The organism is Paenibacillus sp. 2TAB26 (assembly GCF_052115145.1).
Taxonomy (GTDB): domain Bacteria; phylum Bacillota; class Bacilli; order Paenibacillales; family Paenibacillaceae; genus Pristimantibacillus.
Map to the genome: position 1 here is coordinate 70,341 of NZ_JBFRGC010000024.1, position 25,173 is coordinate 95,513.

The 25,173-nt window shown below is 45.7% G+C and carries 30 protein-coding genes; all 30 read left to right on the forward strand.

Annotated features, from left to right (window positions below):
* Window positions 1-9 precede the first annotated feature (9 nt).
* The 30 genes from AB4Z50_RS25610 to hisC all read left to right on the forward strand — a co-directional run bounded on the left by AB4Z50_RS25610 (window position 10) and on the right by hisC (window position 25,170).
* Window positions 10-1,044, forward strand: coding sequence for an NAD(P)H-dependent glycerol-3-phosphate dehydrogenase (locus AB4Z50_RS25610; protein WP_441883379.1), 1,035 nt, complete (start codon window positions 10-12; stop codon window positions 1,042-1,044).
* An 81-nt stretch (window positions 1,045-1,125) separates the two neighbouring features.
* Complete coding sequence (locus tag AB4Z50_RS25615; RefSeq protein WP_076271354.1) at window positions 1,126-1,401, forward strand: stage VI sporulation protein F; 276 nt, start codon at window positions 1,126-1,128, stop codon at window positions 1,399-1,401.
* 136 nt (window positions 1,402-1,537) lie between these two features.
* On the forward strand, window positions 1,538-1,717 hold the full coding sequence (locus tag AB4Z50_RS25620; protein WP_076271353.1) for a DUF2768 family protein: 180 nt from the start codon (window positions 1,538-1,540) through the stop codon (window positions 1,715-1,717).
* A gap of 55 nt (window positions 1,718-1,772) precedes the next feature.
* Entirely contained in the window at window positions 1,773-2,069 is a 297-nt protein-coding gene (locus AB4Z50_RS25625) for a 2Fe-2S iron-sulfur cluster-binding protein (protein WP_076271352.1), read from the forward strand.
* Window positions 2,069-2,716 carry a nucleotidyltransferase domain-containing protein gene (locus tag AB4Z50_RS25630; protein ID WP_441883382.1) on the forward strand — a complete coding sequence of 216 codons (648 nt, stop codon included), beginning with the start codon at window positions 2,069-2,071 and terminating at the stop codon, window positions 2,714-2,716. The genes AB4Z50_RS25625 and AB4Z50_RS25630 overlap by 1 nt, the downstream gene beginning before the upstream one ends.
* Window positions 2,704-3,051 (forward strand): 2Fe-2S iron-sulfur cluster-binding protein, encoded by a 348-nt coding sequence (locus tag AB4Z50_RS25635; protein WP_441883384.1) that lies wholly within the window; start codon window positions 2,704-2,706, stop codon window positions 3,049-3,051. The genes AB4Z50_RS25630 and AB4Z50_RS25635 overlap by 13 nt, the downstream gene beginning before the upstream one ends.
* 128 nt (window positions 3,052-3,179) lie before the next feature.
* Window positions 3,180-3,932: a hypothetical protein gene (locus AB4Z50_RS25640; RefSeq protein ID WP_441883386.1), complete on the forward strand. Its 753-nt coding sequence runs from the start codon at window positions 3,180-3,182 to the stop codon at window positions 3,930-3,932.
* A 295-nt stretch (window positions 3,933-4,227) separates the two neighbouring features.
* On the forward strand, window positions 4,228-5,706 hold the full coding sequence (gene spoIVA, locus AB4Z50_RS25645) for a stage IV sporulation protein A (RefSeq protein WP_441883388.1): 1,479 nt from the start codon (window positions 4,228-4,230) through the stop codon (window positions 5,704-5,706).
* Between the two features lie 202 nt (window positions 5,707-5,908).
* Entirely contained in the window at window positions 5,909-6,211 is a 303-nt protein-coding gene (locus tag AB4Z50_RS25650; protein WP_441883526.1) for an HU family DNA-binding protein, read from the forward strand.
* Window positions 6,212-6,438: 227 nt separating this feature from the next.
* Entirely contained in the window at window positions 6,439-6,660 is a 222-nt protein-coding gene (gene mtrB, locus AB4Z50_RS25655; RefSeq protein WP_054024369.1) for a trp RNA-binding attenuation protein MtrB, read from the forward strand.
* Window positions 6,661-6,820: 160 nt separating this feature from the next.
* Window positions 6,821-7,396, forward strand: coding sequence for a hypothetical protein (locus AB4Z50_RS25660; RefSeq protein ID WP_441883390.1), 576 nt, complete (start codon window positions 6,821-6,823; stop codon window positions 7,394-7,396).
* Between the two features lie 125 nt (window positions 7,397-7,521).
* Complete coding sequence (locus AB4Z50_RS25665; RefSeq protein ID WP_441883392.1) at window positions 7,522-8,382, forward strand: heptaprenyl diphosphate synthase component 1; 861 nt, start codon at window positions 7,522-7,524, stop codon at window positions 8,380-8,382.
* An 18-nt stretch (window positions 8,383-8,400) separates the two neighbouring features.
* A complete protein-coding gene (locus AB4Z50_RS25670; RefSeq protein WP_339203276.1) occupies window positions 8,401-9,111 on the forward strand; it encodes a demethylmenaquinone methyltransferase in 711 nt (236 codons plus the stop codon).
* A gap of 2 nt (window positions 9,112-9,113) precedes the next feature.
* The gene (locus AB4Z50_RS25675) at window positions 9,114-9,989 is read left to right on the forward strand and encodes a UbiA-like polyprenyltransferase (RefSeq protein ID WP_076271344.1); all 876 of its coding nucleotides are present in this window, start codon (window positions 9,114-9,116) and stop codon (window positions 9,987-9,989) included.
* Complete coding sequence (locus AB4Z50_RS25680) at window positions 9,983-10,648, forward strand: UbiX family flavin prenyltransferase (RefSeq protein WP_339203275.1); 666 nt, start codon at window positions 9,983-9,985, stop codon at window positions 10,646-10,648. The genes AB4Z50_RS25675 and AB4Z50_RS25680 overlap by 7 nt, the downstream gene beginning before the upstream one ends.
* Entirely contained in the window at window positions 10,611-11,459 is an 849-nt protein-coding gene (locus AB4Z50_RS25685) for a menaquinone biosynthetic enzyme MqnA/MqnD family protein (RefSeq protein WP_339203273.1), read from the forward strand. The genes AB4Z50_RS25680 and AB4Z50_RS25685 overlap by 38 nt, the downstream gene beginning before the upstream one ends.
* Before the next feature lie 8 nt (window positions 11,460-11,467).
* Complete coding sequence (locus AB4Z50_RS25690; protein WP_441883395.1) at window positions 11,468-12,442, forward strand: polyprenyl synthetase family protein; 975 nt, start codon at window positions 11,468-11,470, stop codon at window positions 12,440-12,442.
* Between the two features lie 29 nt (window positions 12,443-12,471).
* Window positions 12,472-12,915, forward strand: coding sequence for a nucleoside-diphosphate kinase (gene ndk, locus AB4Z50_RS25695; RefSeq protein ID WP_076271341.1), 444 nt, complete (start codon window positions 12,472-12,474; stop codon window positions 12,913-12,915).
* 29 nt (window positions 12,916-12,944) lie between these two features.
* Window positions 12,945-13,724 carry a CheR family methyltransferase gene (locus AB4Z50_RS25700; RefSeq protein ID WP_441883529.1) on the forward strand — a complete coding sequence of 260 codons (780 nt, stop codon included), beginning with the start codon at window positions 12,945-12,947 and terminating at the stop codon, window positions 13,722-13,724.
* Window positions 13,725-13,797: 73 nt separating this feature from the next.
* Window positions 13,798-13,968, forward strand: coding sequence for a hypothetical protein (locus AB4Z50_RS25705; protein WP_179089935.1), 171 nt, complete (start codon window positions 13,798-13,800; stop codon window positions 13,966-13,968).
* A 294-nt stretch (window positions 13,969-14,262) separates the two neighbouring features.
* The gene (gene aroC, locus AB4Z50_RS25710; RefSeq protein ID WP_441883398.1) at window positions 14,263-15,432 is read left to right on the forward strand and encodes a chorismate synthase; all 1,170 of its coding nucleotides are present in this window, start codon (window positions 14,263-14,265) and stop codon (window positions 15,430-15,432) included.
* Between the two features lie 2 nt (window positions 15,433-15,434).
* Complete coding sequence (gene aroB, locus AB4Z50_RS25715) at window positions 15,435-16,535, forward strand: 3-dehydroquinate synthase (protein ID WP_441883400.1); 1,101 nt, start codon at window positions 15,435-15,437, stop codon at window positions 16,533-16,535.
* Entirely contained in the window at window positions 16,535-16,903 is a 369-nt protein-coding gene (gene aroH, locus AB4Z50_RS25720) for a chorismate mutase (protein ID WP_076271337.1), read from the forward strand. The genes aroB and aroH overlap by 1 nt, the downstream gene beginning before the upstream one ends.
* A 359-nt stretch (window positions 16,904-17,262) precedes the next feature.
* Window positions 17,263-18,834, forward strand: a complete 1,572-nt coding sequence (trpE, locus tag AB4Z50_RS25725; protein WP_339203266.1) for an anthranilate synthase component I — start codon at window positions 17,263-17,265, stop codon at window positions 18,832-18,834.
* Complete coding sequence (trpD, locus tag AB4Z50_RS25730; RefSeq protein ID WP_441883403.1) at window positions 18,834-19,886, forward strand: anthranilate phosphoribosyltransferase; 1,053 nt, start codon at window positions 18,834-18,836, stop codon at window positions 19,884-19,886. Before trpE ends, trpD begins: the two co-directional genes overlap by 1 nt.
* Window positions 19,873-20,673: an indole-3-glycerol phosphate synthase TrpC gene (trpC, locus tag AB4Z50_RS25735; RefSeq protein WP_441883405.1), complete on the forward strand. Its 801-nt coding sequence runs from the start codon at window positions 19,873-19,875 to the stop codon at window positions 20,671-20,673. The genes trpD and trpC overlap by 14 nt, the downstream gene beginning before the upstream one ends.
* On the forward strand, window positions 20,670-21,347 hold the full coding sequence (locus AB4Z50_RS25740) for a phosphoribosylanthranilate isomerase (RefSeq protein ID WP_441883407.1): 678 nt from the start codon (window positions 20,670-20,672) through the stop codon (window positions 21,345-21,347). The genes trpC and AB4Z50_RS25740 overlap by 4 nt, the downstream gene beginning before the upstream one ends.
* On the forward strand, window positions 21,344-22,549 hold the full coding sequence (gene trpB, locus AB4Z50_RS25745; RefSeq protein ID WP_076271332.1) for a tryptophan synthase subunit beta: 1,206 nt from the start codon (window positions 21,344-21,346) through the stop codon (window positions 22,547-22,549). The genes AB4Z50_RS25740 and trpB overlap by 4 nt, the downstream gene beginning before the upstream one ends.
* A complete protein-coding gene (gene trpA, locus AB4Z50_RS25750; protein WP_441883409.1) occupies window positions 22,536-23,345 on the forward strand; it encodes a tryptophan synthase subunit alpha in 810 nt (269 codons plus the stop codon). Before trpB ends, trpA begins: the two co-directional genes overlap by 14 nt.
* Before the next feature lie 727 nt (window positions 23,346-24,072).
* A complete protein-coding gene (hisC, locus tag AB4Z50_RS25755) occupies window positions 24,073-25,170 on the forward strand; it encodes a histidinol-phosphate transaminase (RefSeq protein WP_441883411.1) in 1,098 nt (365 codons plus the stop codon).
* Window positions 25,171-25,173: the final 3 nt, after the last annotated feature.

Below are 25,173 nucleotides of genomic sequence, written 5' to 3' on the forward strand. Positions count from 1 at the left end.
GAGCGTCGCATGACAAAGCAGGATTCATCAACAATGAAAAATGCGGCAGTGCTGGTTGCTGGAAGTTGGGGCACTGCTCTTGCTTCTGTACTCGCGAGAAATGGCTATCATGTAAAGCTATGGACACGCAGTACGGAACAAGCGGAGAACATTAACCTCAGCCATGAGAATAGCAAGTTTTTGCCTGGTGTACAGCTTCCTGAGCTAATCCATGCAACTACGGATTTAAAGGATGCACTGCAGGATGCTGAGCTTGCTTTGTTCGTTGCGCCTTCTGGTGCAATGCGCGAGGTAGCTAAGCAAGCGGCACCGTTTCTATCGGATAAGACACTTGTTGTTCATGCAACAAAGGGCTTTGAAACGGATACTTTGAAGCGGATGACGACTGTACTTTCGGAAGAACTAGGTCGTCCGATGGAACAGCTTGTTGTTTTATCAGGACCAAGCCATGCTGAAGAGGTTATTTTGAAGCAGCCTACTACAGTAGTTGTTGCTTCAACTGATTTGAAAGCAGCTGAGCAAGCACAGGATGCGCTCATGAATACGCATTTCCGAGTGTATACAAATCCGGATGTCGTAGGTGTGGAAGTGGCTGGAGCCATCAAAAACATTATTGCATTAGGTGCAGGCTTGACGGATGGGCTTCAGTTTGGCGACAATGCCAAGGCTGCTTTATTAACTCGGGGCCTAGCGGAGATCAGCAGGCTTGGAACGGCAATGGGAGCGAATCCGCTCACTTTTGCTGGATTAGCTGGCGTAGGCGATCTTGTCGTTACTTGCACAAGCAAGCACAGTCGAAATTGGCGTGCTGGCTACATGCTTGCAGATGGCACGCCTCTAGATGATGTGCTCACTCGAATGGGAATGGTCGTAGAAGGTGTTCGTACGACGCGTGCGGCTTACAGTTTAGCCAAAGAGTACGATGTTGAGATGCCGATTACGTTTCAGTTATATGAGGTATTGTTTGCGAACAAAGCGCCTAGGACTGCCGTTGAGCATTTGATGGGCAGGCTGCGGACGCATGAGATCGAAGAGTTAGGCTAAGGACCAGCGCCTACACCAATCTTCTTGCCTTCTCATATGATGCATGGAGCAATACACATGCGCATGCTGGAGGTGTAGAGTATGGCGAGGGATTTCTCCAAGGACATTCTTAATTCGATCAATAAAAAGACGGGCAAAGGAATTTCCGAGAGCTCAGTCAAAAAGCTTGCCAGCGGAGTTACAGCACAGACGATGACTGACGAAGCTGAGCTTCGCAAGCTGATTAAGCAAGTGTCGGAAGTGGCTAAGGTCAAGGTTACGGAATCTACGATTAATGATATCGTAAGAGCTGTCAAAGCCAGCGGCATGAGCGCCAGCAATATGGAAGCAATCATGAAAATGATGATAAAAAAATAAAAAATTGCGGCAAAAGCGTGGAGCGCCCCGAATATTTTATTCGGAAAAGTGTTCTGTCAGCTTTTGTCCTTTTTTTTGTGCGATGTTATAATGGGTGAGAATTCATTATGATATAGATTAGGAGAATGGAATTTCTATGGATGCTATGACAAAAATGTGGGTTTCGCTATTCGGCATTGGAATGATGGCGATAGCGGCCCTTTTAATTACGTTTGCTCGTTTGAAAACGAAAGGCGCAGTGAAATTTATTCTTTCGTTAATTGCATTTATTGTTCTAATCATTGGCTTTGTATGCGGACTTATATCCATTATTTAGTGCTTATTACATAGGGGACGGTCGTTCACTAACAAAAGGGAGATTTTGACATACAATGATTGAATTAAAGGGTAGAACCAAAACAGCTGTTGTAAAAGCAGAAGAAGGCTTGTCGCTGCTTGATCATGCACTTAAGCATGAGATTGATTGGAGCTTCTCTTGCGCGAGAGGAACATGTGCCCGGTGCCGCTGCTTGGTAACCGAAGGCATGGAGCATCTTGAAGGCATTACGGACGAGGAGTGGGACCGTCTTGAGCCGGAGGAGTTTGAAGAAGGCTACCGACTCGGATGCCAGGCCATCGTCAAAAGTGCTGATGCGAAAATCGCAGCAGCCAACAAGCCTTATTTTTAATGCATAAGCTACTGATGAAGGAAGTGCCAGCGATGTCAGAAAATGAACGCATTCATAAAGCGCTGGCTGCCGTTAAAAAAGCGACAGAATCAAGTCAGGCGCAGTGGATTATTGGCGGAAGCGCCAGTCTAATGCTTCGAGGACTTGAACTTTCAAACGATCCGCGTGATTTGGACATTTATTGTGATGAAGAGAATGTAGAAGAAATTTATGATGCTCTTGAGCCTTTTGCCCAGGATCAACCAACATTAAGCGTGACAGATATGTATCGATCAACGCTTAGCCATTTTATTATACAAGGAATACAGGTAGAGCTCGTCGGCGGGTTCGAGGTGAGTGCTCAAGGCTGTAAGTATGAGACGATGGTTAATAAATTACTGATGCCTTTCTCAGAGCAAGTGCTGTTAAACGATGCTAATTATTCGGTAGCGATCGTTCCGCTTGCGCATGAGCTGTGGTTTAATTTCTTGCGAGATCGGATGGATCGCGTTGATTTAATCGTTCAAGCGATGGCAAAAGCACCTGCTCAGCATGAGGGTGCATTCCTTGCGATTGAAACTAACAATACATTCACCGCTGAGGCAAGGCGTACTCTTCATCAGCTGTTGTCTTATCGAAAGGCCGGTGGCTTGTCATGGATGGAGTAGTTACTTTTTGGCCATCGGGCAAGAGCATTAAGGTGAAGCCGGGCACAACGCTGTTAGACGCTGCCAGACGTGCGAATATACCGATTCGCACACGTTGCGGGGGCAAAGCTGCTTGCTTCATGTGCAAGGTCACTGTGAGGCCGGGAAGCCAGCTGCAGCCGATTGGTGATGTGGAGAGAAACAAGCTGTCTGGATTAGACGGAAATCATGAACGCTTATCATGCCAAGCTAGAGTAGCTGGGAAAGTGGATGTGGAAATTCCATTAGATCCGCTGCGAGCGGCAGTTGCAAGGCAGCTCGCAAGGCAAGCAGAGGAAAACGATGATTTATGGTAGGCTGAATGACGAAGTAGGTTTGCTTCGCAAACCTAAGCATATCCTTACGAATCAGGTTTGCTGCGCAAACCTAAGCATATCCTTACGAAGCAGGTTTGCTTCGCAAACCTTTAGGAGGTTACAAAAAAATGAACGGATTATTTATGGGAAGGCTGCCCCGTTACATACGCCAGTTCGCAGCATTCTCTGCTTTAATTGTTTTGCTATTTGCTTTATCGGGCTGCATGTATCCGAAAAGTCAAATGAAGCAAAACCAAGTTGCTCCGAAAGAAGCTGTTCGTAATGTTCAGGCGGCAATTGATCAATATCAGTCCGAAACGGGCATGCTGCCCATGAAAAACAGTACCGCTGACACACCAAAGTATGAGAAATTTTATATTGATTTTGGAGTGCTAAATCGGACAGGCTATATGTCGGATATACCTTCTTCTGCTTTTGAGAAAGGCGGCAATTACAGCTACCTTATTATTGATGAAGAGAGTAAGCCTAGAGTGAAGCTGCTTGATATTTTGGCATTTCAAAAAATTAATGATATTCAGAGCTGGGTAACTTCTTATATCCAAACAAACAGTGTCCTTCCAAAGGGCGAGCAAACATACCCAGGGTTTTATCAAATCGATTACAAAGCAATGAGCAAAACAGCCCCAACGATTCGAAGCGTGTTTTCAGGGCAAACGATTCAAGCAATCGTGGATGAGAATGGGGTAGTATTTTCCGATTATGGGATAGATATCATGCAATACATACAAAAGGTTGGAAAAAATGATTTTGAGGCAGATTTTGATTTGCGTACTTTGCTCGTCGATGGATCAGACTTTGTCCCTGTCAAAGCTCCGGTCTATCACTTTGTAAATAATGAGCCGCAAGCTGTAAAGCCTTAACTTCATGCACATTCCTCAATAAGCTAGTTCCAAACCTCTCCTTGACTATCGTCTCGGAGAGGTTTTTTTGGCTGTTTGGGTCATAGATTTGCTTTTTTTCTCATATAACTCAATCTTGGAAGGGAAGCCCCGCAGAGGAACAAAAAAAGATTTCATTGAAGGAATCGTCATAATCGGAAAGCTTGCACATAAGATGTTACTAGTCCAAAAAGCATGTACGAGTTGCGTCGCTGGCCTGCCCTATTGACCGGTGGATGGCGGCGAACCGGAAAAATCAATTGGGAGGGGATATTCAGTGGAGAAAGTAGATATTTTCAAGGACATAGCCGAAAGAACCGGCGGGGATATTTACCTCGGGGTTGTCGGGGCTGTCCGGACGGGCAAATCAACGTTTATTAAACGGTTTATGGAGACGGTTGTACTTCCGAACATTGCAAACGAATCAGACCGTGCGAGAGCCGTGGACGAACTTCCTCAAAGCGCCGCAGGTAAGACGATTATGACAACAGAGCCTAAATTTGTTCCGAATCAAGCGGTGCAGCTCAGGGTTACCGATGGACTTGAGGTAAACATGAGACTCGTCGATTGTGTTGGATATGCGGTTGAAGGCGCGAAGGGCTATGAGGATGAAAATGGTCCACGAATGATTACAACTCCTTGGTTCGATGAGCCGATCCCATTCCAGGAAGCGGCTGAGATCGGGACGCGTAAAGTAATCCAAGAGCATTCTACACTCGGTGTTGTTGTTACGACAGACGGCTCTATCGCAGAAATTCCGCGCAGCTCCTATGTTGTAGCAGAAGAGCGTGTCATAAACGAGCTGAAAGAAGTCGGCAAGCCATTTGTCCTCATCATTAACTCCACTCGCCCTAAGGGTGAAGAGGCGCTGCAACTGCGAAACGAGCTGCAAGCTAAATATGACATTCCAGTAATGACGCTTAGCGTAGCTACGATGGGTGAGGAAGAAGTCATCTCGGTATTGCGGGAAGTACTCTATGAATTCCCAGTCCATGAGGTAAATGTTAATTTACCAAGCTGGGTGATGGTGCTTAACGATCGGCACTGGCTGCGCAGCAACTATGAGAGCTCCGTTCGCGATACGGTTAAAGATATTCGCCGGCTGCGCGATGTGGACCGAGTAGTAACCCAGTTCATGGAATATGACTTCATCGCCAGAGCTGGATTAAGCGGCATGAATATGGGGCAGGGCGTAGCAGAAATCGACTTGTACGCGCCAGATGAGCTGTATGACCGTATTTTGATGGAAGTAGTCGGCGTTGAGATTCGCGGCAAAGACCACTTGCTTCAGTTGATGCAGGAGTTCTCTCATGCCAAGAGGGAATATGACCGTTTTGCAGAAGCGCTGGAAATGGTCAAGACAACTGGATACGGCATTGCAGCACCGACACTTGCGGAAATGGCACTCGACGAGCCGGAGTTAATCCGCCAAGGTTCACGCTTTGGGGTTAGACTGAAGGCAACAGCACCATCCATCCATATGATCCGCGTCGACGTGGAATCGGAATTTGCTCCGATTATCGGCACGGAGAAGCAAAGCGAAGAGCTTGTAAGATACTTAATGCAAGACTTTGAGAATGATCCAATCAAGATTTGGGAGTCTGATATATTCGGTCGTTCCCTGCATTCGATTGTGAGAGAAGGCATTCAAGGCAAAATTGCAATGATGCCGGATAATGCCCGCTACAAGCTGCAGGAAACGCTCGGACGTATTATTAACGAGGGCTCTGGCGGATTGATTGCTATCATTCTGTAGTTGATCGATACTAGTATACGAATAAGCCGCTGCCGTAAAGGGAGCGGTTTTATTTGTTTTGCAGGAAATGTAGGTTGGCACTTGAAATTGGCAAACGGCTGTATTACTATAGGTTTGTTCGGTTAAAAGGTATATTTTTGAAGTTTTCCGTTAATAAGAGGGATAAGATGAGAGTTTATATGCTTACACCAAAAAAAAGTACATAATGCACTTTGGAGGAGGTGAAACAATGAACAAAACAGATTTGATTACAAAAGTAGCTGAATTGACTGATCTTTCGAAGAAAGATGCAACGAAAGCAGTTGACGCTGTTTTTGATGCGATATCCGATGCGCTGCAAAGCGGGGATAAAGTCCAATTGGTTGGGTTTGGTAATTTCGAAGTTCGCGAGCGCCAAGCACGTAAAGGCCGCAATCCGCAAACTGGAGATCCTATTGAGATCGCAGCAAGCAAAACGCCTGCATTCAAACCAGGAAAATCACTCAAGGACCTCGTATCCAATTAAGCATACTCCAGCTTAACTGCATTGACGCCGATGTTTGGAAGCAAGCATCCATATGCCACGGAATATAAGCTTGATGTTACTGCTTATAATTCGGCCTAATTTCGCTCGAACGGGATACCGTTCGGGCGTTATTTGTTTATTTGCATGATAGAATGGATTGCACAAACGTTACACATCCACTATAATTCACATGGATAGTATGGAATTACGGATGCGGAGGGATAACGATGGAGCCTACACATGGCGAGTACATTGTCGTAAAGGCAAAAGATCAAGGCGTTCAAGTCATCGGATTAACACGCGGGCTTGACACAAAATTTCATCATACGGAAAAGTTGGATAAAAACGAAATTTTAATTTGCCAATTTACCGATCATACTTCAGCTATAAAAATTCGAGGTAAAGCGGTCGTGATGACGAAATACGGTACGATGGAAACCGATCAGTAACAACGAATGTGCAAAGCAGGCTATGCCTGCTTTTTTTTGCCTGCCTGCAGTCCGAATAATCATCCTGCACCGCTCGTACAATGAGAGATGGGACTTTATATTCATGCGGATCGAGTGAATTTAAAGGTTAAGGTGATAAGTTTATATTCGGAGGTGCAGAGTGAACATCGGAAAACCACTTCTAACAGCTTGTGTGACTGCGATAGCAGCTACATTATTATTTACATGGCTTCCTCATGCAGGATGGCAGCATTCGGCAAATCGCGGCGACGTGGCTGTTTTTCGCACGACGCCGGTCGTAAGGCTCTCCAATAACAATTTGGTAGATGTGCTCATTGCAACTCAGCTTCATGAGCGGTTGAATAAGGCGGAATGGAATAACGGCGTTTTATCGATCGATATGCGGGTAAGCACCATTGAAGGGCGGCCGGCAATTTGGTTCTCAGATGTTGAGAAGCTTATTCGTGTCTCATTCATACAGCTAGAGAATGTGAAACGTATTCTGATTCGGATCATTGAGGCGCAATCGGAAGGCGATGCTCTGCTTGCTGCTGTTGATGTACGGAAAACCGACGATTGGCTTATTACGGAGCTGGATCATCTTGCACAAGCGGATCCTGTGCATGATGAGCTATGGAGAAAGAGGCTAAGAGTTAGCTTTACATCGGCCTGGGAAAAACGTTTTGGACCAGTATCGGGATTTACTGTAAAGCCTTCCTCCATTTCGCAGCAATAAAGGTGATGTATATTGCAATTTGTTGAACAAGCAGGCTCAATCATATGTTCTTTAGATTAAGTTGTGCTATAATAGTTTAGATTATTGAGCGGCGATTTGCGCTTCTCTGTTCGGAGGCTTCCCCAATGAGAACATACCGTATACCTGAAATAGCTCAAAAATATGTGAAATATGACATGATCGAGGAGCATACGTCTCTTCCTGACTTAGCGAATGCAAGGCTTCGCTTGCTACACGCCTTCCTGAGCCAGCAAGCGTCGCTACAGACCCACAGTGAGCTCTACACGCTCGTCGTATCTCTCGTTCAGCTAGGAATGGATACGCATGATTTAATCGACACACACCAAGAGCAGCGCTCTGAGCCGGAGATGCGTTCAAGGCAGCTTAAGGTGCTGGCAGGGGACTACTTTAGCGCAACTTTTTATCAATTGCTCTCACAAGCCGGCGAAATTGAGATGGTTTCCAAAATCAGCAGCGCGGTTAGTGAGGTCAACAGACTAAAAGTTAATCTTTACGTTCGAATGAGGCAGCTTAAGATGACCTCAGAAGAATATTTAGGTCTTGCAGTTCAGCTAAAAAGCACGTTGTTCCAGATTTTCACAGAGGTGCTGGAGGGCGAGCTTTCTCGCGTCTGGCCAGGGATCCTGGATGGCATTAGCCGGTGCGAGGTTATAGTTGATGAAATCAAGCGCAGCGAGAACCCAGCTACGTTCGATAAAAGCTGGTCCTATTGGCATATCATGCAAGCGGGGTCAGAAGATGAGCGCATGCAGCTCTCTCAGCGTATGTCTGAACCTGCATTTATTAACAGTTTGGTGGAAAAATATAAGGTGCGCAGCCAGCTTATAGCGAAGCTGAAGGTCTCAGCAGATTCAGTGAAGGTTTTGGCTGGCAAGCTGGAATCGGACAAGTTGCTCGGAGAATTGACGACTATCGTCGATAATCTATTGAACGAAAAAACCGATTACACGCCTGCACTCAATTAGACGAGGTGACTTGCAAGGGTGGATACGAACTCCAAGAGCCATGTGCATGGCGTATTTGAGAGGATTGCTCCAAAATATGATTTGATGAATGATCTGATCAGCTTTAGAAGACATAAGGCATGGCGGAAGTTTACGATGAAAAAAATGAGCGTTGCAAAAGGACAAACAGCACTTGACCTTTGCTGCGGCACTTGTGATTGGACGGTTGCTCTTGCAGAAGCGAGCGGTACTGGACAAATCGTAGGACTTGATTTTAGCCAAAACATGCTTGATGTGGGTGCTGTCAAAGTAAACAAGATGGGCTTGAATAAGCAAATTACATTAGTCCAAGGAAATGCAATGAGCTTGCCGTTTGAGGATAATTCCTTTGACTATGTTACGATTGGATTTGGTCTGCGCAATGTTCCTGATTATTTACAGGTACTGAAGGAGATGCACCGCGTTGTTAAACCAGGCGGTTTAGTTGTATGTTTAGAGGTATCCAAACCAACCTGGCAGCCATTTAAATCGATGTACAACCTTTATTTCGAACGTATATTGCCAGTTATGGGCAAAGTGGTAGCCAAAAGCTTCAGTGAATACAAATGGCTGCCCGAATCACTGAAAATGTTTCCCGGTCGACAGCAGCTTGCTGAGCTGTTTGAAGAAGCGGGTCTTCATCAGGTGAAGGCATATCCTCTGACCGGTGGAGTAGCTGCGCTGCATATGGGGACAAAGGAGAAGAAATAGCAATGATTCGCAAATTACGTATTATTTTGGAAATGATTAAGTTTGAACATACTGTGTTTGCTTTGCCTTTTGCTTTTATGGGAGCGATTCTAGGTGCAGTAATGATGGAGCAGCGCCTTCCTTCATGGGGGGAGATCGGCTGGGTAACGCTTGCGATGTTTGGTGCTCGAAGCGCTGCTATGAGCTTGAATCGACTGATAGATAAGGCTATCGATTTACGCAACCCGCGTACTGAAAAAAGAGCCCTTCCGGCTGGCTTGCTTAAATCAGCAGAAGTCATGTTATTTATCATTGTTTCCTTCGTTTTGTTGTTTGTAGCAACGGCGAACTTGGCACCAATCGCAATGAAACTTATGCCAATCGCGGTAGCTTTGCTTGTTCTTTATTCTTACACAAAACGCTTTACATGGTTATGCCATGTTGTGCTGGGATTAACAATTGGACTCTCGCCGCTTGGCGGCTGGGTTGCCATAACAGGTCAATTTGATCTAGCTGCTTGGATATTATATATTACCGTTTCTTTATGGATTGCTGGATTTGACATTATTTATGCAACACAGGATTTTGAGTATGACCGCAATGCTGGCTTGCATTCGATTCCGGCTCGGTTCGGTATTAAAGGGGCTATCTGGATTGCTCGGTCCTTTCATGTCGTTACGGCAATCGGCTTTATAGCATTGTTTTGGCTGACAGACCTTAGCTGGATGTACTTGCTTGGTACTTTGATATCGATTTCGCTTCTGTTCTACCAACATTGGATGGTACGGCCACACGATTTGTCGCGCGTCCAAACTGCTTTTTTTGGAATGAACGGTACATTAAGCGTCGTGCTTTTTCTGTTTGTTATCGTTGATTTATTGGTTATTCACCAATGGTAGACGGCCGCAACGAAACCAACTGGACGAATCGATGGGTAGTAGGCATTACAGGAGCAAGCGGTTCAATTTATGGAATAAGGCTTATTGAAGTTCTCCTTCAGATGAAATACGAGGTTCATCTCGTCATAACAGAAGCTGGTTGGAGAGTACTAAAGGAAGAACTGGGCTGGGAGACGACTCGTCGTTCAGCAGCTCTTGAACAACGTTTTGGCGATGCTATCGCGGAAGCTAGACTAGTTTTTCATCCCAATGCGGATATTGGCGCAAGCATTGCAAGCGGCTCTTACCGGGTTCAAGGAATGGTTATTGTGCCGTGCTCGATGGGGACGCTTGCGTCGATATCGCACGGCATTTCCGATAATTTGATGACTAGAGCCGCTGATGTTATGTTGAAGGAAAACAGGAAGCTGCTTATTATTCCAAGAGAAACGCCGCTTCATGCGATTCACCTTGAAAACATGCTGACGCTGGCTCGTCTTGGCGTTAGGATCATACCGGCTATGCCAGCTTTTTATTACAAACCGCAAACGATGGATGAAATGATTGACTTTTTAGTTGGTAAAGTACTTGATAATATGACAATCGAACATGATTTGTACAGAAGATGGGGAGATGAACAGAATGGGCATGAATCGCCCGATCACCATCGGAAGAATTGATTACGCGAATGCATGGCCTCTTTTCCATCAGCTCGAGGAGCGAATGGATGGGGATAGCTTTGAGGTCATTAAACGTGTACCTTCTGAATTAAATAGGCTTCTGCAAGCTGGTGAATTGGATATTTCGGCTATATCATCATTTGCCTACGGATTAAACGCGGATGATTATGTGCTGCTGCCAGAATTGTCCGTAGGTTCGGTAGGGAAGGTCAACTCGATCTTTTTATTTCTGAAAGAGCCGATCAGCCGTAAACGTCCTGAGCGAATTTCAGTAACGACAACATCAGCAACTTCAGTTAATCTGTTGAAAATTTTGATGACATTGCACTTTGAATGCAACCCAGAGTATGTCACTGCAGCACCAAATCTGGAAAGTATGCTGGAGACAGCCGATGCTGCACTCATCATTGGCGATCCTGCTATTCATGCTTCTTGGCAAAACCACGGCCTTCATGTCATTGATTTAGGACAATTATGGAATGAGTGGACGGGACTTGGCATGACTTACGCTGTTGTTGCTGCACGTAAAGAAGCAGCTCTTGCAGCCCCAGAAGCCGTTCGTGCAGTATATAAAGCGTTAAATGCGAGCAAACAGTATAATAAGAGCCATCTTGGTCCACTAATTGAACAGGCCTGTATGCAGCTTGGAGGAGAATCAACTTACTGGGAGATGTACTTTCATTCGCTTCAATATGATTTTGGGAGCAAGCTGCAAGAAGGACTTAAATTATATTTCAATTATTCTAAGCAGCTAGGGTTGCTATCGAATGACGTGGAGCTTACTTTTTTTGAAGACCAATCTGCCCAATAGGTGAAAGAATGAAACTACTAGATTTGTATGCAAAGATGAAAGGCGACCTAAATCAGATCGAGCAGGAGCTTGAGCGCAGCATTTCGGATGATCATGTGCTGCTTGGCGAAGCTTCTTTGCACTTGCTTAGAGCTGGCGGTAAACGGATAAGACCGGTGTTTGTCCTGCTGGCAGGCAAGTTTGGCGATTATCAGCTTGATGTAATGAAGCGCGTCGCCGTCCCTCTCGAGCTTATTCATATGGCTTCACTTGTACATGATGACGTTATTGACGACGCGGAAACACGTCGTGGACAGCTCACCGTAAAGTCCAAGTGGGACAATCGAATAGCGATGTATACGGGCGACTTCATTCATGGCAAAGCATTGTCAATCGCAGCTCAGCTTCCAAATCCGCAGATACATCAAATTTTGTCGCATGCGCTTGTACAAATGTGTATCGGAGAAATGGAACAAATTCGTGATTTCTTCAACACAGAACAATCGGTACGGCATTATTTGCTTCGGATTAGACGCAAAACTGCTTTATTAATTGCTATTAGCTGCCAGCTTGGCGCTGTTGCCGCGGGAACGGACCGAAAAACGGCAAATAGCTTATATCGCTATGGTTATAATGTGGGTATGGCATTCCAGATCCGTGATGATTTGCTTGATCTATATGGAACAGAGAAACAGATCGGCAAACCTTCAGGCTCAGATATGCGCCAAGGAAATATTACATTGCCGGTTCTACTTGCCTTGCAGGACCCCAAAACCCGCGACTCTTTGTTAAAGGAAATTGCTTTGATCAGGGAGCAAGGCGGGAAACGAGATGCTGGACGAGCCATCGAAATGATTCGCAAGAGCGATGGCGGAGATCAAGCAGATCAGCTTGCAAACCGATATATTAAAAAAGCTCTCAAAGCATTAGAGGGATTGCCGAACGTCACAGCGAAGAAGAACTTGAGCGATATTGCGATTTTGTTTGGTAAACGTAATTATTAATCGTGCAAAATAGAAAGGAATGGTTGGGGATGGAAAGAACTTTTCTGATGATTAAACCTGATGGCGTTCAGCGCGGATTAATTGGCGAAATCGTTTCGAGATTTGAAAAAAAGGGATTGCAGCTTGCAGCAGCCAAGTTTATGGTTTTGAGCCATGAGCTTGCCGAGCGCCATTATGAGGAGCATAAAGGCAAAGTTTTTTATGAGCCATTGCTCGAATTCATAACGTCAGGTCCTGTATTTGCGATGGTATGGCAAGGTGACAATGTCATTGCATTGACGCGTGCCCTTATTGGCAAAACGGATGCACTAGATGCTCATCCCGGCACTATTCGTTCTGATTTTGCTGTACATACGAATTTTAATCTTATTCATGGCTCGGATTCGGCAGCTAATGCGGAAAAAGAGATCGGCATTTACTTCACGCCAGCGGAGCTGGTGCAATACGAGCATACAATTCAACGGTGGATTTAATATTTCGCCCACAAGCGATGGAGGAGCCTATGCTTGAAGATCGTGATTTTGCACAGTTTATTGCCCGAATAAAGCAAAAGACCGACATTGATTTGTCGCAGTACAAAGAAGCTCAAATGAAACGCAGGCTGACTACATTACGAATGAAGCATGGCTATCAAACGTTCGATGAGTATTGGAAGGCGATTGAGCAAAATCGGACGATGCTAAATGAGTTTTTGGACCGTATGACGATTAATGTTTCTGAGTTTTGGAGAAATCCTTCCCGCTGGGAAGTTTTGCAAAAGCGCTTTTTCCCCGAGATGCTTGCTGCTTCTAATCGTCTTAAGGTTTGGAGTGCGGCATGCTCAACAGGCGAGGAGCCTTACACGCTCGCTATGATTTTATCGGAGCTCGGTGCTTTGCAGCGATCCTCGCTTCTTGCAACTGATCTCGATTCAAATGTGCTGCAAAAGGCAATGGAAGGCAGTTATTTAGAGCGATCGCTGCGCGATGTTCCGCAGGTTTGCCGGCAAAAATATTTTAAGCAGTCAGAGGGAGCGTATTTGATTTCAGACTCCCTGAAGCAATTTATTCAATTCAAGCAGCAAAATTTGCTGCATGATACGTTTGATGGATCATTTGATTTAATTGTTTGCCGAAACGTAATGATTTATTTTACAGAAGAAGCAAAGCACTTATTGTATCATAAATTTTCTAATGCACTTAAACCGGGCGGACTGCTGTTTGTAGGCAGTACGGAACAAATTTTTTCCCCTGCGCAATACGGATTTGAGACCGCTGATACATTCTTTTATCGCCGGGTATAAGCGGCATGTATACCGTTTTCCATCTTCTCCTATACTAGTTAGTATGTAATAAACTTGGAGGATGAAGCAACCGATGGATAAACGTAAGGTTATAGCTGCCTATAGGCGTGGTTTTATTTCTATTCAGGAATGTGCGCAAATTATCGGAGTGGACAGTGGACAAATGACAAGACTTGTTGATGATCCATTGCTGACGAGTGAAGGCACGGCGATACTTAGGAAAGATCGGTTAACAGCAAATTAACTGCACGCTGCCCGGGCTGGCGGATTTGTCATTTTAGATGACAGTTCCACCAGCCTTTTTTTATACGGTTACAGCGGCTTTCAAGGTGTCCAAATTCTTGTCAAACCTGTAACTGTGTACTATAATGAGCAAAGATGTTTAGTGCTGTAAAGCATAGCAGGCGCATGAAAGCTGTTTTGAAAATTTATAATTTTATAAGTGATGCACTTATAAAATCGCTTAAATTTCACCGCGAAACGAGCTTGTGCCGTCAATGGACTGTGTTAGTCGTTTACACTTGAGGAGGAGCTTTAGTTGACTTTAAGATATTTAACCGCAGGGGAAACACACGGTCCCCAATTAACCGCTATTATTGAAGGATTGCCAAGCAATTTGAAAATTGATTTTGAGGAACTGAATTTCCAGCTGCACCGTCGTCAGAAGGGTCATGGTCGTGGACGCCGGATGCAAATCGAGAAGGATACAGCAAACATCGTTGGGGGCGTACGCCACGGCAAAACGACTGGTGCTCCTGTTGCGCTGATCGTTGCAAACAACGATTGGAAGCACTGGACTTCCGTTATGAATATTGAACCGATTGAAGGCAGCGATGAAGAGAAGCGCCGCGTTCATCGTCCGCGTCCTGGTCATGCGGATTTGAATGGCGGACTTAAATATGATTTGAAGGATTTGCGCAATGTGCTTGAGCGCTCTAGTGCTCGTGAAACTGCTGCACGTGTAGCTGTAGGGGCGGTAGCTCGTCAATTCCTCGCGGAATTCGGGATTAAAGTAGCTGGACAAGTTATTCGCATCGGTGAAATCGAAGCACCAGCTAATCAACTATCCGTGGATGAGTTGATCCGTTTGACGGAGGAATCCTCGGTTCGTGTCGTTGACAAAGAAACCGAACAAAAGATGACTGATTATATCGATCAAATTAAAGCAGAAGGCGATTCGATTGGCGGTATCGTGGAATGTATTATCGAAGGCGTGCCAATTGGTCTAGGCAGCCACGTGCAGTGGGATCGCAAGCTCGATGGACGTATCGCGCAAGCGGTCGTATCGATCAATGCATTCAAAGGCTGTGAGATTGGAATTGGCTTCGAAGCAGCCAAGCTTCGCGGCTCGCAAGTGCACGATGAGATTATGTATGAGGAAGAGCGCGGCTATCATCGTGCAACGAATCGACTCGGCGGCTTCGAGGGCGGCATGACGAACGGGGAGCAAATCGTCGTACGCGGTGTAATGAAACCAATTCCGACGCTTTACAAGCCGCTTCGTAGTGTGGATATTGATACTAAAGAACCGTTTACGGCTCAAGTAGAGCGCTCGGACAGCTGTGCTGTGCCAGCGGCAAGCGTCGTGATGGAGCATGTCGTTGCATGGGAAGTTGCCAAAGCATTCCTTGAAAAATTCGGCGGCGATTCCATTGAGGAAATTCGCACCAACTTGAACAATTATCTTGAACAGCTAGGGCGGTATTAAAAATGCGCGAGCTTACAGTTGAACTTGGTGATCGCTCTTATCCTATCTATATCGGGGAAGGCCTCTTGAAGGAGGCATCCTCTTATTTTATTAAGCATGGCATTAGCCAAAAATCGCCGCTGCTCATCATTACTGACTCGAATATTGCTGACATTCATTTGAAAACGCTTGAGTCAGAGCTTGCTGGCGCAGGTTTTAAAACGGCAAGCGTCGTTGTTCCAGCTGGAGAAAGCTCAAAGTCGCTAGCTATGCTCGAAACGCTTGTCGCTAAAGCTTTGGAGGAAGGTCTCGACCGCAAGTCTGCTATCGTTGCACTTGGCGGCGGTGTTGTTGGAGATCTTGCTGGATTTGTTGCCGCTTCATACATGAGAGGCATCAAATTCGTACAGGTTCCAACGACAATATTGGCGCATGACAGCAGTGTGGGCGGCAAAGTTGCCGTCAATCATCCGTTTGCCAAAAATATTATCGGTGCTTTTCATCAGCCTGAGCTTGTCCTGTATGATCTGAACACGCTGCAAACCCTTCCTCCAAGAGAAGTAAGCGCTGGTTTGTCGGAAGTGATCAAGCACGGACTAATTTGGGATGAATCCTTTGTCGCATGGTGTGAAGAGAATGCGGAGAAACTGCGCGCTCTTGATGCGGAAGCACTTGGTTATGCTTTGTATAAAGGCTGCAGCGTGAAGGCGGCCGTCGTATCGAAGGATGAGCGTGAAAACGATTTGAGAGCGATCTTGAATCTGGGTCATACGATTGGCCATGCCCTAGAAGCGGTAGCTGGATATGGGGAGCTGCTCCATGGGGAAGCCATTTCCATCGGGATGGTAGGCTCGGCTAAGCTGGGTATGCGATATGGTGCTCCAGAAGAGGTATATACCATAACGAAGCGCGTTCTTGCGAAAGCAGGACTGCCAGTGCGGCTCCCTGAGCATTTGGACGTAGATAAAATTATGGAAGCAATGATGCATGACAAGAAATTTGCTGAGGGTACGATGGTTTTTGTTGTACCAACTGCAATAGGTTCAGTTGAAATGAAATCCGATGTTCGCATCCAATGGGTACGTGAGATCGTAGAGCAATTAAAGCAGGAGGTGCAACAATAATGAGTGTTAGAGGAATTCGTGGTGCTATTACTGTAGATGCTAATGAAGAACAGCCCATTTTGAATGCAACGATTGAAATGTTGAATGGAATCGTGGCCGATAATGAGATCGTGCCTGACGATATTTGCAGCGTGTTCGTGACGGTTACCAGCGATCTGGACGAGACATTCCCTGCTAGAGCTATTCGCCAAATGAAGGGCTGGGAGCTTGTTCCGCTTATGTGCGCGCTTGAAGTTCCGGTTAAAGGCAGTCTTGAGCGCTGTATTAGATTAATGGTTCTTATCAACACGGACAAGACGCAAGCGGAGATTCGTCACGTTTATTTAAACGGCGCGCAGGCGCTTCGTCCGGACTTATCAAAAGCATAAAGCTTTGACTTTAGCTCATAAAGAACAAATCCCTTTGTTGACGCATAGCTGTACGTTGTTGTATATTTAGTTACGTAAGTGAGAGTAGCAGAGTAGTTTTATGAGCTGAGTAGAGATGAGTCGAGATTAGTTGAGAGAAGCAGAGTTAGGCAATGAGAGATACGCGAGTTTGAGAAAAAGCTGAACGATCTTATGTGCAATGGCACACAGGATTGTAAAAGTGCTGCTTCAACGTATCTACACATGCGTCTTTTCCGCTTACACACTTCCGTCATCATCTAAACCAACGCTCCTGCTCTGGCAGGAGCTTTTTTTGTTTTTAATAATAGAATTTTCACTACTGAGGGAGGTTGTTCGGAATGTCAAATGAGCTGCAGCACGTCACCCGTCTTGCCAGTCAGTACAATTTAATTCCAATCGTTCGCTATATGATGGCGGACACTGAAACACCAATTCGACTATTCCAGCATTTTGCGAAAGAGGATCATGCTTTTCTGCTGGAGAGTGTCGAGGGTGGAGCGAAATGGGCGCGTTATTCGTTTATAGGAACGGACCCGTTCATGATGCTTTACGGTAAAAATGGTGAGATGGTGCTTGAGCATCACGGCGTGAAGCATGTGCTTAATGACAAGCCGATTGAGCTTCTAAAAGCTCATTTGCGTTCCTTCCGCAGTCCGTCGCTGCCAGAGCTTCCTCCCTTTACAGGCGGAGCAATCGGATTTTTCGGCTATGACTTACTGCAATATTATGAGAAGCTTCCTGCCCACCGCATCGACGACTTGAATATGAATGACATGCAGTTTATGTTTTGTGATCAAATCATTGTGTTTGACCACTTTAAGCAGCAGCTGCAAATCGTTGGAAATGTTCATATCGCCGAAGGCTCTACGGATGCGGAAATCGCGAAGAGCTATGCAGCGGCAGTTGCCAAAATTGAAGCAACCATAGAACGTTTGCAGCAGCCGGTGACCATTCCAGTAACGACTGGGCGCTCAATTGAAGTTGATTACGAGCTAGGTGACGTACAATCCAATGTGACGAAGGAGCAATTCATCGGAAACATTGAGAAAGCGAAGCAATACATTCGAGCAGGTGACATTTTCCAAGTCGTATTGTCACAGCGCTTTAGCATTGATACAGATGTTGATCCATTGCATGTATATCGGGTGCTCCGCATGATGAATCCTTCACCGTATATGTATTATTTGAAAATGGGCGAGGAAGTTATTGTCGGCGCTTCGCCGGAAGCGCTAGTGAAAGTAACGGGCGACCGTGTGGAGACAAGACCGATTGCGGGAACAAGGCCGCGCGGCAAGACGCCGGAAGAGGATAAGGCTTACGAGGTAGAACTGCTTGCGGACGAGAAAGAGCGCGCTGAGCATTTGATGCTGGTTGATCTAGGCCGCAATGACATCGGACGCGTATCGGAGTTTGGTTCGGTAACATGTGATTCGTTTATGGAAATTGAGCGTTACTCCCATGTCATGCATATTGTATCGAACGTTTCTGGCAAGCTGCACAAGGATAAAGACTTTTTTGACGCATTTGTCTCTTGTTTACCGGCAGGCACTGTATCTGGCGCACCTAAATTAAGAGCGATGGAAATCATTGCGGAGCTGGAGAATGAAGCACGCGGCGCATATGCAGGCGCTATTGGATACTTGGGCTTTGGCGGTACAATGGATACTTGTATTACGATCCGCACCATTATTTTTAAGAACGGCAAAGCGTATGTACAAGCAGGAGCGGGAATCGTTTGGGATTCTGTTCCGGAGAGCGAATATTTGGAGACGGTCAACAAGGCGAAAGGCAGCCTTAAAGCGATTCGTGCGGCTGAAGCGATTTTTGCACAGCCAAAAAGTGCACCTGATTCCTTCAATTCCATTAACTCGGATTATTACGTCAAGGTCGGAGAGGGGATTGGTCAATAATGCAGGCAACCGAAGCGATAACGATGCAGCAAGCGCTGAACCAGCTTATTGGCGGCTCAAGTTTGACGAGGCAGCAAGCAGAAATGGTGATGAACATCATCATGAACGGCGAAGCAACAGCTGTTCAAATAGCTGGCGTCGTAACTGCGCTGCGGATGAAAGGTGAGACGAAGGAGGAGATAACCGGGTTCGCTGAGGCGATGCGCGCGCATTCGAGCCATCTCCATACGGAACAAGAAGGTTTGCTCGATACATGTGGCACCGGAGGATCAGGTATTCATAAATTCAACATCTCAACAGCTTCCTCCATTATTGCTGCGGCGGCAGGCATCCGAGTTGCCAAGCACGGCAATCGCGCGATGTCTGGGAAAACGGGGAGTGCTGATGTGCTGGAGGCACTTGGCGTACAAATTACGATAACTCCTGAACAAGCCGCACAATGCTTGGAGGATATCGGCATTTGCTTTATGTTTGCTCAGTTGTATCATCCATCGCTTCGCCATGCTGCTGCTCCGCGGCGTGAGCTCGGTATTCGAACAATCTTCAACATGCTTGGACCGCTCACAAATCCAGCTGGAGCAGATAGACAGCTTCTTGGATTCTACGATCGGAGCCGCACCTCTACAGTTGCCGAGGTGCTCGGTGAGCTTGGACTGAAACGTGCAATGGTTGTAAGCAGTCATGATGGGCTTGATGAAATTAGCATCTCTGCACCAACACAAATATCTGAGCTATTAAACGGTGATGTGAAAACCTACGATGTTACGCCAGAGGAGCTTGGACTAACACGTTGGCCGATTGCGGATGTTATGGGTGGTGAGCCGGAAGTTAACGCAGCACTTATTCGTTCTATTTTCTCAGGCGAGCAGCGCGGGGCTTATCGTGATATCGTGCTTGCCAACGCGGGTGCATGTATATATGTTGGCGGGAAGGCACAATCGCTTCGCGAGGGTGCAGAGATTGCTGCCAAGGTGATCGATTCAGGCGAGGCGCAGCGGAAGCTCGTGAGTCTTATTCATACGACAGGAGAGTTGGCAAATGTTTCTGGATAAAATTGTAGCTACAAAACGATCTGAGGTTGAGGAGCTGGCGGCTCGCTTTGACCTTGCACAGGTGGAGAAACAAATTTCGGAGATGGAAGCATGCCGCGGCTTTGAACATGCATTATCGGCAGCTGGCCGCAACAGAAGTATGGGACTGATTGCCGAGGTAAAGAAGGCGTCGCCATCAAAAGGGCTGATTCGTGCTGATTTTGAGCCAACCATGCTTGCTGCACAATATGAAGCAGCTGGTACGGATTGTATTTCAGTGTTGACGGATCGTGATTACTTTCAAGGATCTAATGAATTTCTGCAGGCCGTGAAAAATACGGTAAAGGTACCTCTATTAAGAAAAGATTTTACGATTGACCATCGTCAAATTTATGAGGCCCGCTTAATCGGAGCGGACGCAATCTTGCTCATCGCAGCTATTATGACACCAACGCAGCTAGGTGAGTTTCATGATCTTGCGAAGTCGATTGGGATGGATGTGCTCGTAGAAGTGCACAACAAAGAAGAGCTGAAAGGCGTTCTGGAGCTGGACAAAGCAACGCTCATCGGCATAAATAACCGCGATTTGAAAACATTCGTTACCGATCTAAAAACGACCGAAGAGTTAATCGGACTTATGCCGAAAAATGTTACTGTCATTAGTGAGAGCGGAATTGCGGGTAATAGCGATATGGATTACTTAAAGTCAATCGGCGCTCATGGTGTATTGATTGGTGAATATTTTATGCGGCATGAGCAAGTAGGACAATCGGTTACTGATTTAATGGGTGCGGTAACCGTTCGATGAAGCAGCAGACGCGTATCAAAATTTGTGGTCTGATGGATGTGCAAACGATTCAGCAGATGGATGGATTGCCTATTCACGAAATCGGCTTCATCTTTGCACCCAGCAAGCGATTGGTGGAAAAGTCGACTGCATCGCTGCTTATATCAGCAACTGCGAAGTTAAAGGCAGCTGGCGGTGAGCGCCCGAGAACGGTTGGCGTATTCGTAAATGAAACCTTTGCTAATCTGCAAAATCTTTTGTTAGAAGCACCTTTAGATGTGGTTCAAATGCATGGCAATGAATCGGCAGCGTTTTGCCAAATGGTGCGTGAGCAGCTGAACGTACAAGTATGGAAAGTATTTTCCATGAAAAAGGATGCCGAGGGCAGCACGCCAATGTCTGCTCTAGAGCGGTTAACGCCATACCGAGCAGCTGTTGATGCTGTACTGATAGACGCACCTGGCGGCGGCACGGGTCAAACCTTCGATTGGGACGCGATAAAAGAATATAAGCAAGCAGCTGATGAGCTTGGCATTACTCTATATGTAGCAGGTGGTCTGCATGAAGGAAATGTGCAAGAGCTGCTAAAGACATATGCGCCAAACGGGATAGATGTATCAAGCGGTGTTGAGACGGATGGACGGAAAGATATCGAGAAAATCCGATTATTTGTAAGAAGGGTGATGGAAGCATGACACAAGTACCAGATGAGAATGGACGCTTCGGCAAATTTGGCGGTAGATATGTGCCAGAAACATTAATGACAGCATTATTAGAGCTAGAGGAAGCTTATCAGCATTATTCCAAGGATCAAGCGTTTCAAGACGAGGTTACTTATTTGTTGCATAAATACTCAGGTCGTCCGACTTCACTATACTATGCAGAACGACTTAGCGAGCATCTTGGCGGCGCAAAAATCTACTTAAAACGTGAAGACCTGAACCATACAGGTGCACATAAAATTAATAATACCATTGGTCAAGGCGTACTTGCCAAACGTATGGGTAAATCAAAAATCATTGCAGAAACAGGCGCAGGACAACACGGCGTTGCTTCTGCAACGATAGCTGCTTTGCTTGGTCTAGAATGCAAAGTATTTATGGGAGAGGAAGATATGAAGCGTCAGCAGCTTAATGTTTTCCGGATGCAGCTGCTTGGCTCTGAAGTTGTGCCAGTTCTATCAGGAACGAGAACACTTAAAGATGCATGTAACGAAACCCTTCGTTACTGGGTTAGCCATGTTGAAGATACGTATTACATTTTGGGTTCAGTTACAGGCCCGCATCCTTATCCGATGATGGTTCGTGATTTCCAGCGTATCATTGGCGACGAGGCTCGTAAGCAAATATTGACAGAAGAAGGCCGATTGCCGGATTATGTTGTAGCAGCTGTTGGCGGCGGAAGCAACGCAATGGGGATTTTCTATCCATTTATCAATGATGACAGCGTGAAGCTGCTTGGCGTTGAGGCTGCTGGCCGCGGTGTAGATACGATTGAGCATGCGGCAACAATGACCAAAGGACGTCACGGTGTATTCCAGGGCTCGATGAGCTATGTGCTGCAGGATGAGTATGGACAGGTTCAACCTGCGCATTCGATTTCAGCGGGACTTGATTATCCTGGTATTGGACCAGAGCATGCCTACTTGAAAGATTCCGGACGTGCTGAATACGTTCCTGTAACGGATGCCGAGGCGCTTGATGCGTTGCAGCTGCTATCGCGCACAGAAGGCATTATTCCAGCACTGGAATCAGCACATGCGATTGCTCAGACGATTAAGCTTGCGCCTACGCTTGATAAAGACAAAGTCGTCGTTGTCAGCTTATCCGGACGTGGAGATAAGGACGTAGAAGCAATTATGGGTTACTTGGGGGTAAATAAGCATGAATCTCATTGATACAGCATTTGCAAGACTGAAGTCTGAAGGCAAAACGGCGTTAATTCCTTTTGTTACGATGGGTGATCCTGATCTAGCCACTTCGGTTGCTATCATCCAAACGCTCGAGAAGGCAGGCGCTGACATGATCGAGCTTGGCGTGCCGTATTCCGACCCGCTAGCAGATGGTCCTGTTATCCAGCGTGCATCTGAGCGAGCATTGCGCCATAACAGCATTACAATTAAGGATTGTATTGAAATAGCTGAACAATCGCGTGAGGCCGGCGTTAAAATTCCATTCATATTGTTCACCTATTACAACCCGGTGTTTCAATATGGGCTTGAAGCGTTTTTCGAGCTTGTACAGAGCAAAGGCATCAGTGGCCTTATTATTCCTGACTTGCCAATCGAAGAAGATGAAGAGGTTAGGCAGCTTGCGGAAGCAGCTAATGTGCATCTTATTCCTCTTGTGGCACCGACATCCAAGGATCGGGTAACACGTATTTCACGCAAAGCAAAAGGATTTGTCTACTGCGTTTCATCTCTTGGCGTAACAGGCGTGAGAGCTGATTTTCATACGGGTATTGATGAATTCCTCTCGATGGTTCGCGAAGCGACCAATTTGCCAATCGCGGTTGGCTTTGGCATTTCAAGCCGTGAGCAGGTTGCTCGCTTTGAAAAGCAATGTGACGGCGTGATTGTGGGCAGTGCAATTGTGCGTACGATAGAAGATGCCATTCCACTGCTGAATGATGCTGATACGCGTGAAGCGGGACTTAAACAAATCGGCGATTTTGTTGCTCAGCTTAAAGGGTAAATGGAATTTTTTGATGATGGAATTATACCCTGCGGAAGTGGTTTGTAAGTGACATAGGATATTAATAATAGCGGAAAGCTCCCTAGACTTGGTCTAGGAGAGCTTTTTTTGCTTTATCGGTATAAGAGGGGGATTTATAGCAGGGAGCTGTTTTGGAGGGATTTCGATACGGTGATTCGGGGGTGGAGAGGACGGATGGTAAAGCACAAGGATAAATGGATAAGCACGAAGCTGTTGATTTGAAAAGTAACTTTTGAAGCTAGCTTACGGACATAGGATCCGTTATTTTAGAATAATTGGCTAAAATTATTATTTAACGGACATAGAATCCGCTATTTTGTCTAAAAGGTGTTCAATTGCATCGAATTATTAGAAATAAGGGATTCTATGTCCGTTATATCGAGAAAAAGCATGATTATCATCAAATAAGGGATCTGATGTCCGTTATTCGAATGAAGAAATTAAATAGACGGTTTCAAGCGATGGTTTTGAAATTTTTTTGGCATGGAAGCGGATGTTCTTCACTTCATTTTTTATACAGAAACTGAACCATTGATTAAAAAAGTGCCTTTCGGATCATAAGATCAGCAAACATATATCACAATTTCGATATAATCTTGCGCAATAGACCAATCTTGTGTTAAAAAAACTTTAAAACCTAACACAGATATGAGACAATGGATGTCGAGTAATGAGACTAGTCAATTATAAAAGAGGTGAACGGCTCATGCAGCCCAAAAGTAATATCGTCCACCTTCCCGTCTATCAACCCGGAAAGCCGGTTGAAGATGTTAAGAGGGAGCTAGGGTTAAAAGAAGTCATCAAACTTGCATCTAATGAAAATCCGTTTGGCTGTTCTGAACAAGTTAAAGCAGCAGTCATTGAAGAATTAGGCAATTTTAATATTTATCCAGATGGTGCGAGCGTTGAACTAACGGCTGCACTTGCGGAAGAGCTTGGCGTAGATACGAACCAAATTATTTTTGGCACGGGCTCCAGTGAAATTATTCTTATGATTAATAGAGCGTTTATCGTTCCTGGCGACGAAACGATTATGGCGGACGAAACTTTCCCGCAATACAAGCATAATGCAGAAATTGAGAATGCAACGATCATAGAGGTTCCTCTAAAAGAAGGCAAGCATGATTTGCCTGCAATGCTGTCTAAGATTACTGAGCGAACTAAAATCATTTGGATTTGCAATCCGAACAACCCAACGGGTACTATTGTCACACTGCCTGAGCTTTCTGAGTTTTTGCAGCAGGTGCCAACGAACGTGCTTGTTGTACTTGATGAAGCCTACGGGGAATACATCGATGACCCGCAGTTTCCAGACGGAATACAATTGCTGCGCGAGCACCGCAATTTAATCGTGCTGAGAACTTTTTCGAAAATTTTTGGCCTAGCTGCATTACGGATTGGTTATGGCGTTGGGCATCCTGATGTCATTCGTTATACTAATCAGGTACGTGAACCATTCAACACATCGCGAGCGGCACAAGCTGCAGCGAAAGCAGCACTTGCTGACAAAGCATTTATTGAATATTGTCGTGACCAAAATAAACAAGGTCTTGCTTATTTGTCGGAGCAATTTGATCGCCTTGGCTTATCTTACTTCCCTGCATACGGCAACTTCGTAATGGTAGATGTGAAGCGTCCATCACCTGAAGTATTCGACGGTTTGCTGCGCAGAGGAATTATTTCAAGACCGCGCTGGACTTACTACCCGAATCATATTCGGATTACAGTTGGTACAAGTGAGCAAAATGAAAAGTTTATTACAGCACTAGAACAGGTTTTGCAAGAATCGGCGGTGCAAGGATAAAGT

What these genes read in the sequence shown, in the direction of transcription:
- AB4Z50_RS25610 (WP_441883379.1), top strand. Translation starts at nt 10, where the DNA reads ATGACAAAGCAGGATTCATCAACAATGAAAAATGCGGCAGTGCTGGTT.
- AB4Z50_RS25615 (WP_076271354.1), top strand. Translation starts at nt 1,126, where the DNA reads ATGGCGAGGGATTTCTCCAAGGACATTCTTAATTCGATCAATAAAAAG.
- AB4Z50_RS25620 (WP_076271353.1), top strand. Translation starts at nt 1,538, where the DNA reads ATGGATGCTATGACAAAAATGTGGGTTTCGCTATTCGGCATTGGAATG.
- AB4Z50_RS25625 (WP_076271352.1), top strand. Translation starts at nt 1,773, where the DNA reads ATGATTGAATTAAAGGGTAGAACCAAAACAGCTGTTGTAAAAGCAGAA.
- AB4Z50_RS25630 (WP_441883382.1), top strand. Translation starts at nt 2,069, where the DNA reads ATGCATAAGCTACTGATGAAGGAAGTGCCAGCGATGTCAGAAAATGAA.
- AB4Z50_RS25635 (WP_441883384.1), top strand. Translation starts at nt 2,704, where the DNA reads ATGGATGGAGTAGTTACTTTTTGGCCATCGGGCAAGAGCATTAAGGTG.
- AB4Z50_RS25640 (WP_441883386.1), top strand. Translation starts at nt 3,180, where the DNA reads ATGAACGGATTATTTATGGGAAGGCTGCCCCGTTACATACGCCAGTTC.
- mtrB (WP_054024369.1), top strand. Translation starts at nt 6,439, where the DNA reads ATGGAGCCTACACATGGCGAGTACATTGTCGTAAAGGCAAAAGATCAA.
- AB4Z50_RS25665 (WP_441883392.1), top strand. Translation starts at nt 7,522, where the DNA reads ATGAGAACATACCGTATACCTGAAATAGCTCAAAAATATGTGAAATAT.
- AB4Z50_RS25675 (WP_076271344.1), top strand. Translation starts at nt 9,114, where the DNA reads ATGATTCGCAAATTACGTATTATTTTGGAAATGATTAAGTTTGAACAT.
- AB4Z50_RS25680 (WP_339203275.1), top strand. Translation starts at nt 9,983, where the DNA reads ATGGTAGACGGCCGCAACGAAACCAACTGGACGAATCGATGGGTAGTA.
- AB4Z50_RS25685 (WP_339203273.1), top strand. Translation starts at nt 10,611, where the DNA reads ATGGGCATGAATCGCCCGATCACCATCGGAAGAATTGATTACGCGAAT.
- AB4Z50_RS25690 (WP_441883395.1), top strand. Translation starts at nt 11,468, where the DNA reads ATGAAACTACTAGATTTGTATGCAAAGATGAAAGGCGACCTAAATCAG.
- ndk (WP_076271341.1), top strand. Translation starts at nt 12,472, where the DNA reads ATGGAAAGAACTTTTCTGATGATTAAACCTGATGGCGTTCAGCGCGGA.
- AB4Z50_RS25700 (WP_441883529.1), top strand. Translation starts at nt 12,945, where the DNA reads ATGCTTGAAGATCGTGATTTTGCACAGTTTATTGCCCGAATAAAGCAA.
- AB4Z50_RS25705 (WP_179089935.1), top strand. Translation starts at nt 13,798, where the DNA reads ATGGATAAACGTAAGGTTATAGCTGCCTATAGGCGTGGTTTTATTTCT.
- aroB (WP_441883400.1), top strand. Translation starts at nt 15,435, where the DNA reads ATGCGCGAGCTTACAGTTGAACTTGGTGATCGCTCTTATCCTATCTAT.
- aroH (WP_076271337.1), top strand. Translation starts at nt 16,535, where the DNA reads ATGAGTGTTAGAGGAATTCGTGGTGCTATTACTGTAGATGCTAATGAA.
- trpE (WP_339203266.1), top strand. Translation starts at nt 17,263, where the DNA reads ATGTCAAATGAGCTGCAGCACGTCACCCGTCTTGCCAGTCAGTACAAT.
- trpD (WP_441883403.1), top strand. Translation starts at nt 18,834, where the DNA reads ATGCAGGCAACCGAAGCGATAACGATGCAGCAAGCGCTGAACCAGCTT.
- trpC (WP_441883405.1), top strand. Translation starts at nt 19,873, where the DNA reads ATGTTTCTGGATAAAATTGTAGCTACAAAACGATCTGAGGTTGAGGAG.
- AB4Z50_RS25740 (WP_441883407.1), top strand. Translation starts at nt 20,670, where the DNA reads ATGAAGCAGCAGACGCGTATCAAAATTTGTGGTCTGATGGATGTGCAA.
- trpB (WP_076271332.1), top strand. Translation starts at nt 21,344, where the DNA reads ATGACACAAGTACCAGATGAGAATGGACGCTTCGGCAAATTTGGCGGT.
- trpA (WP_441883409.1), top strand. Translation starts at nt 22,536, where the DNA reads ATGAATCTCATTGATACAGCATTTGCAAGACTGAAGTCTGAAGGCAAA.
- hisC (WP_441883411.1), top strand. Translation starts at nt 24,073, where the DNA reads ATGCAGCCCAAAAGTAATATCGTCCACCTTCCCGTCTATCAACCCGGA.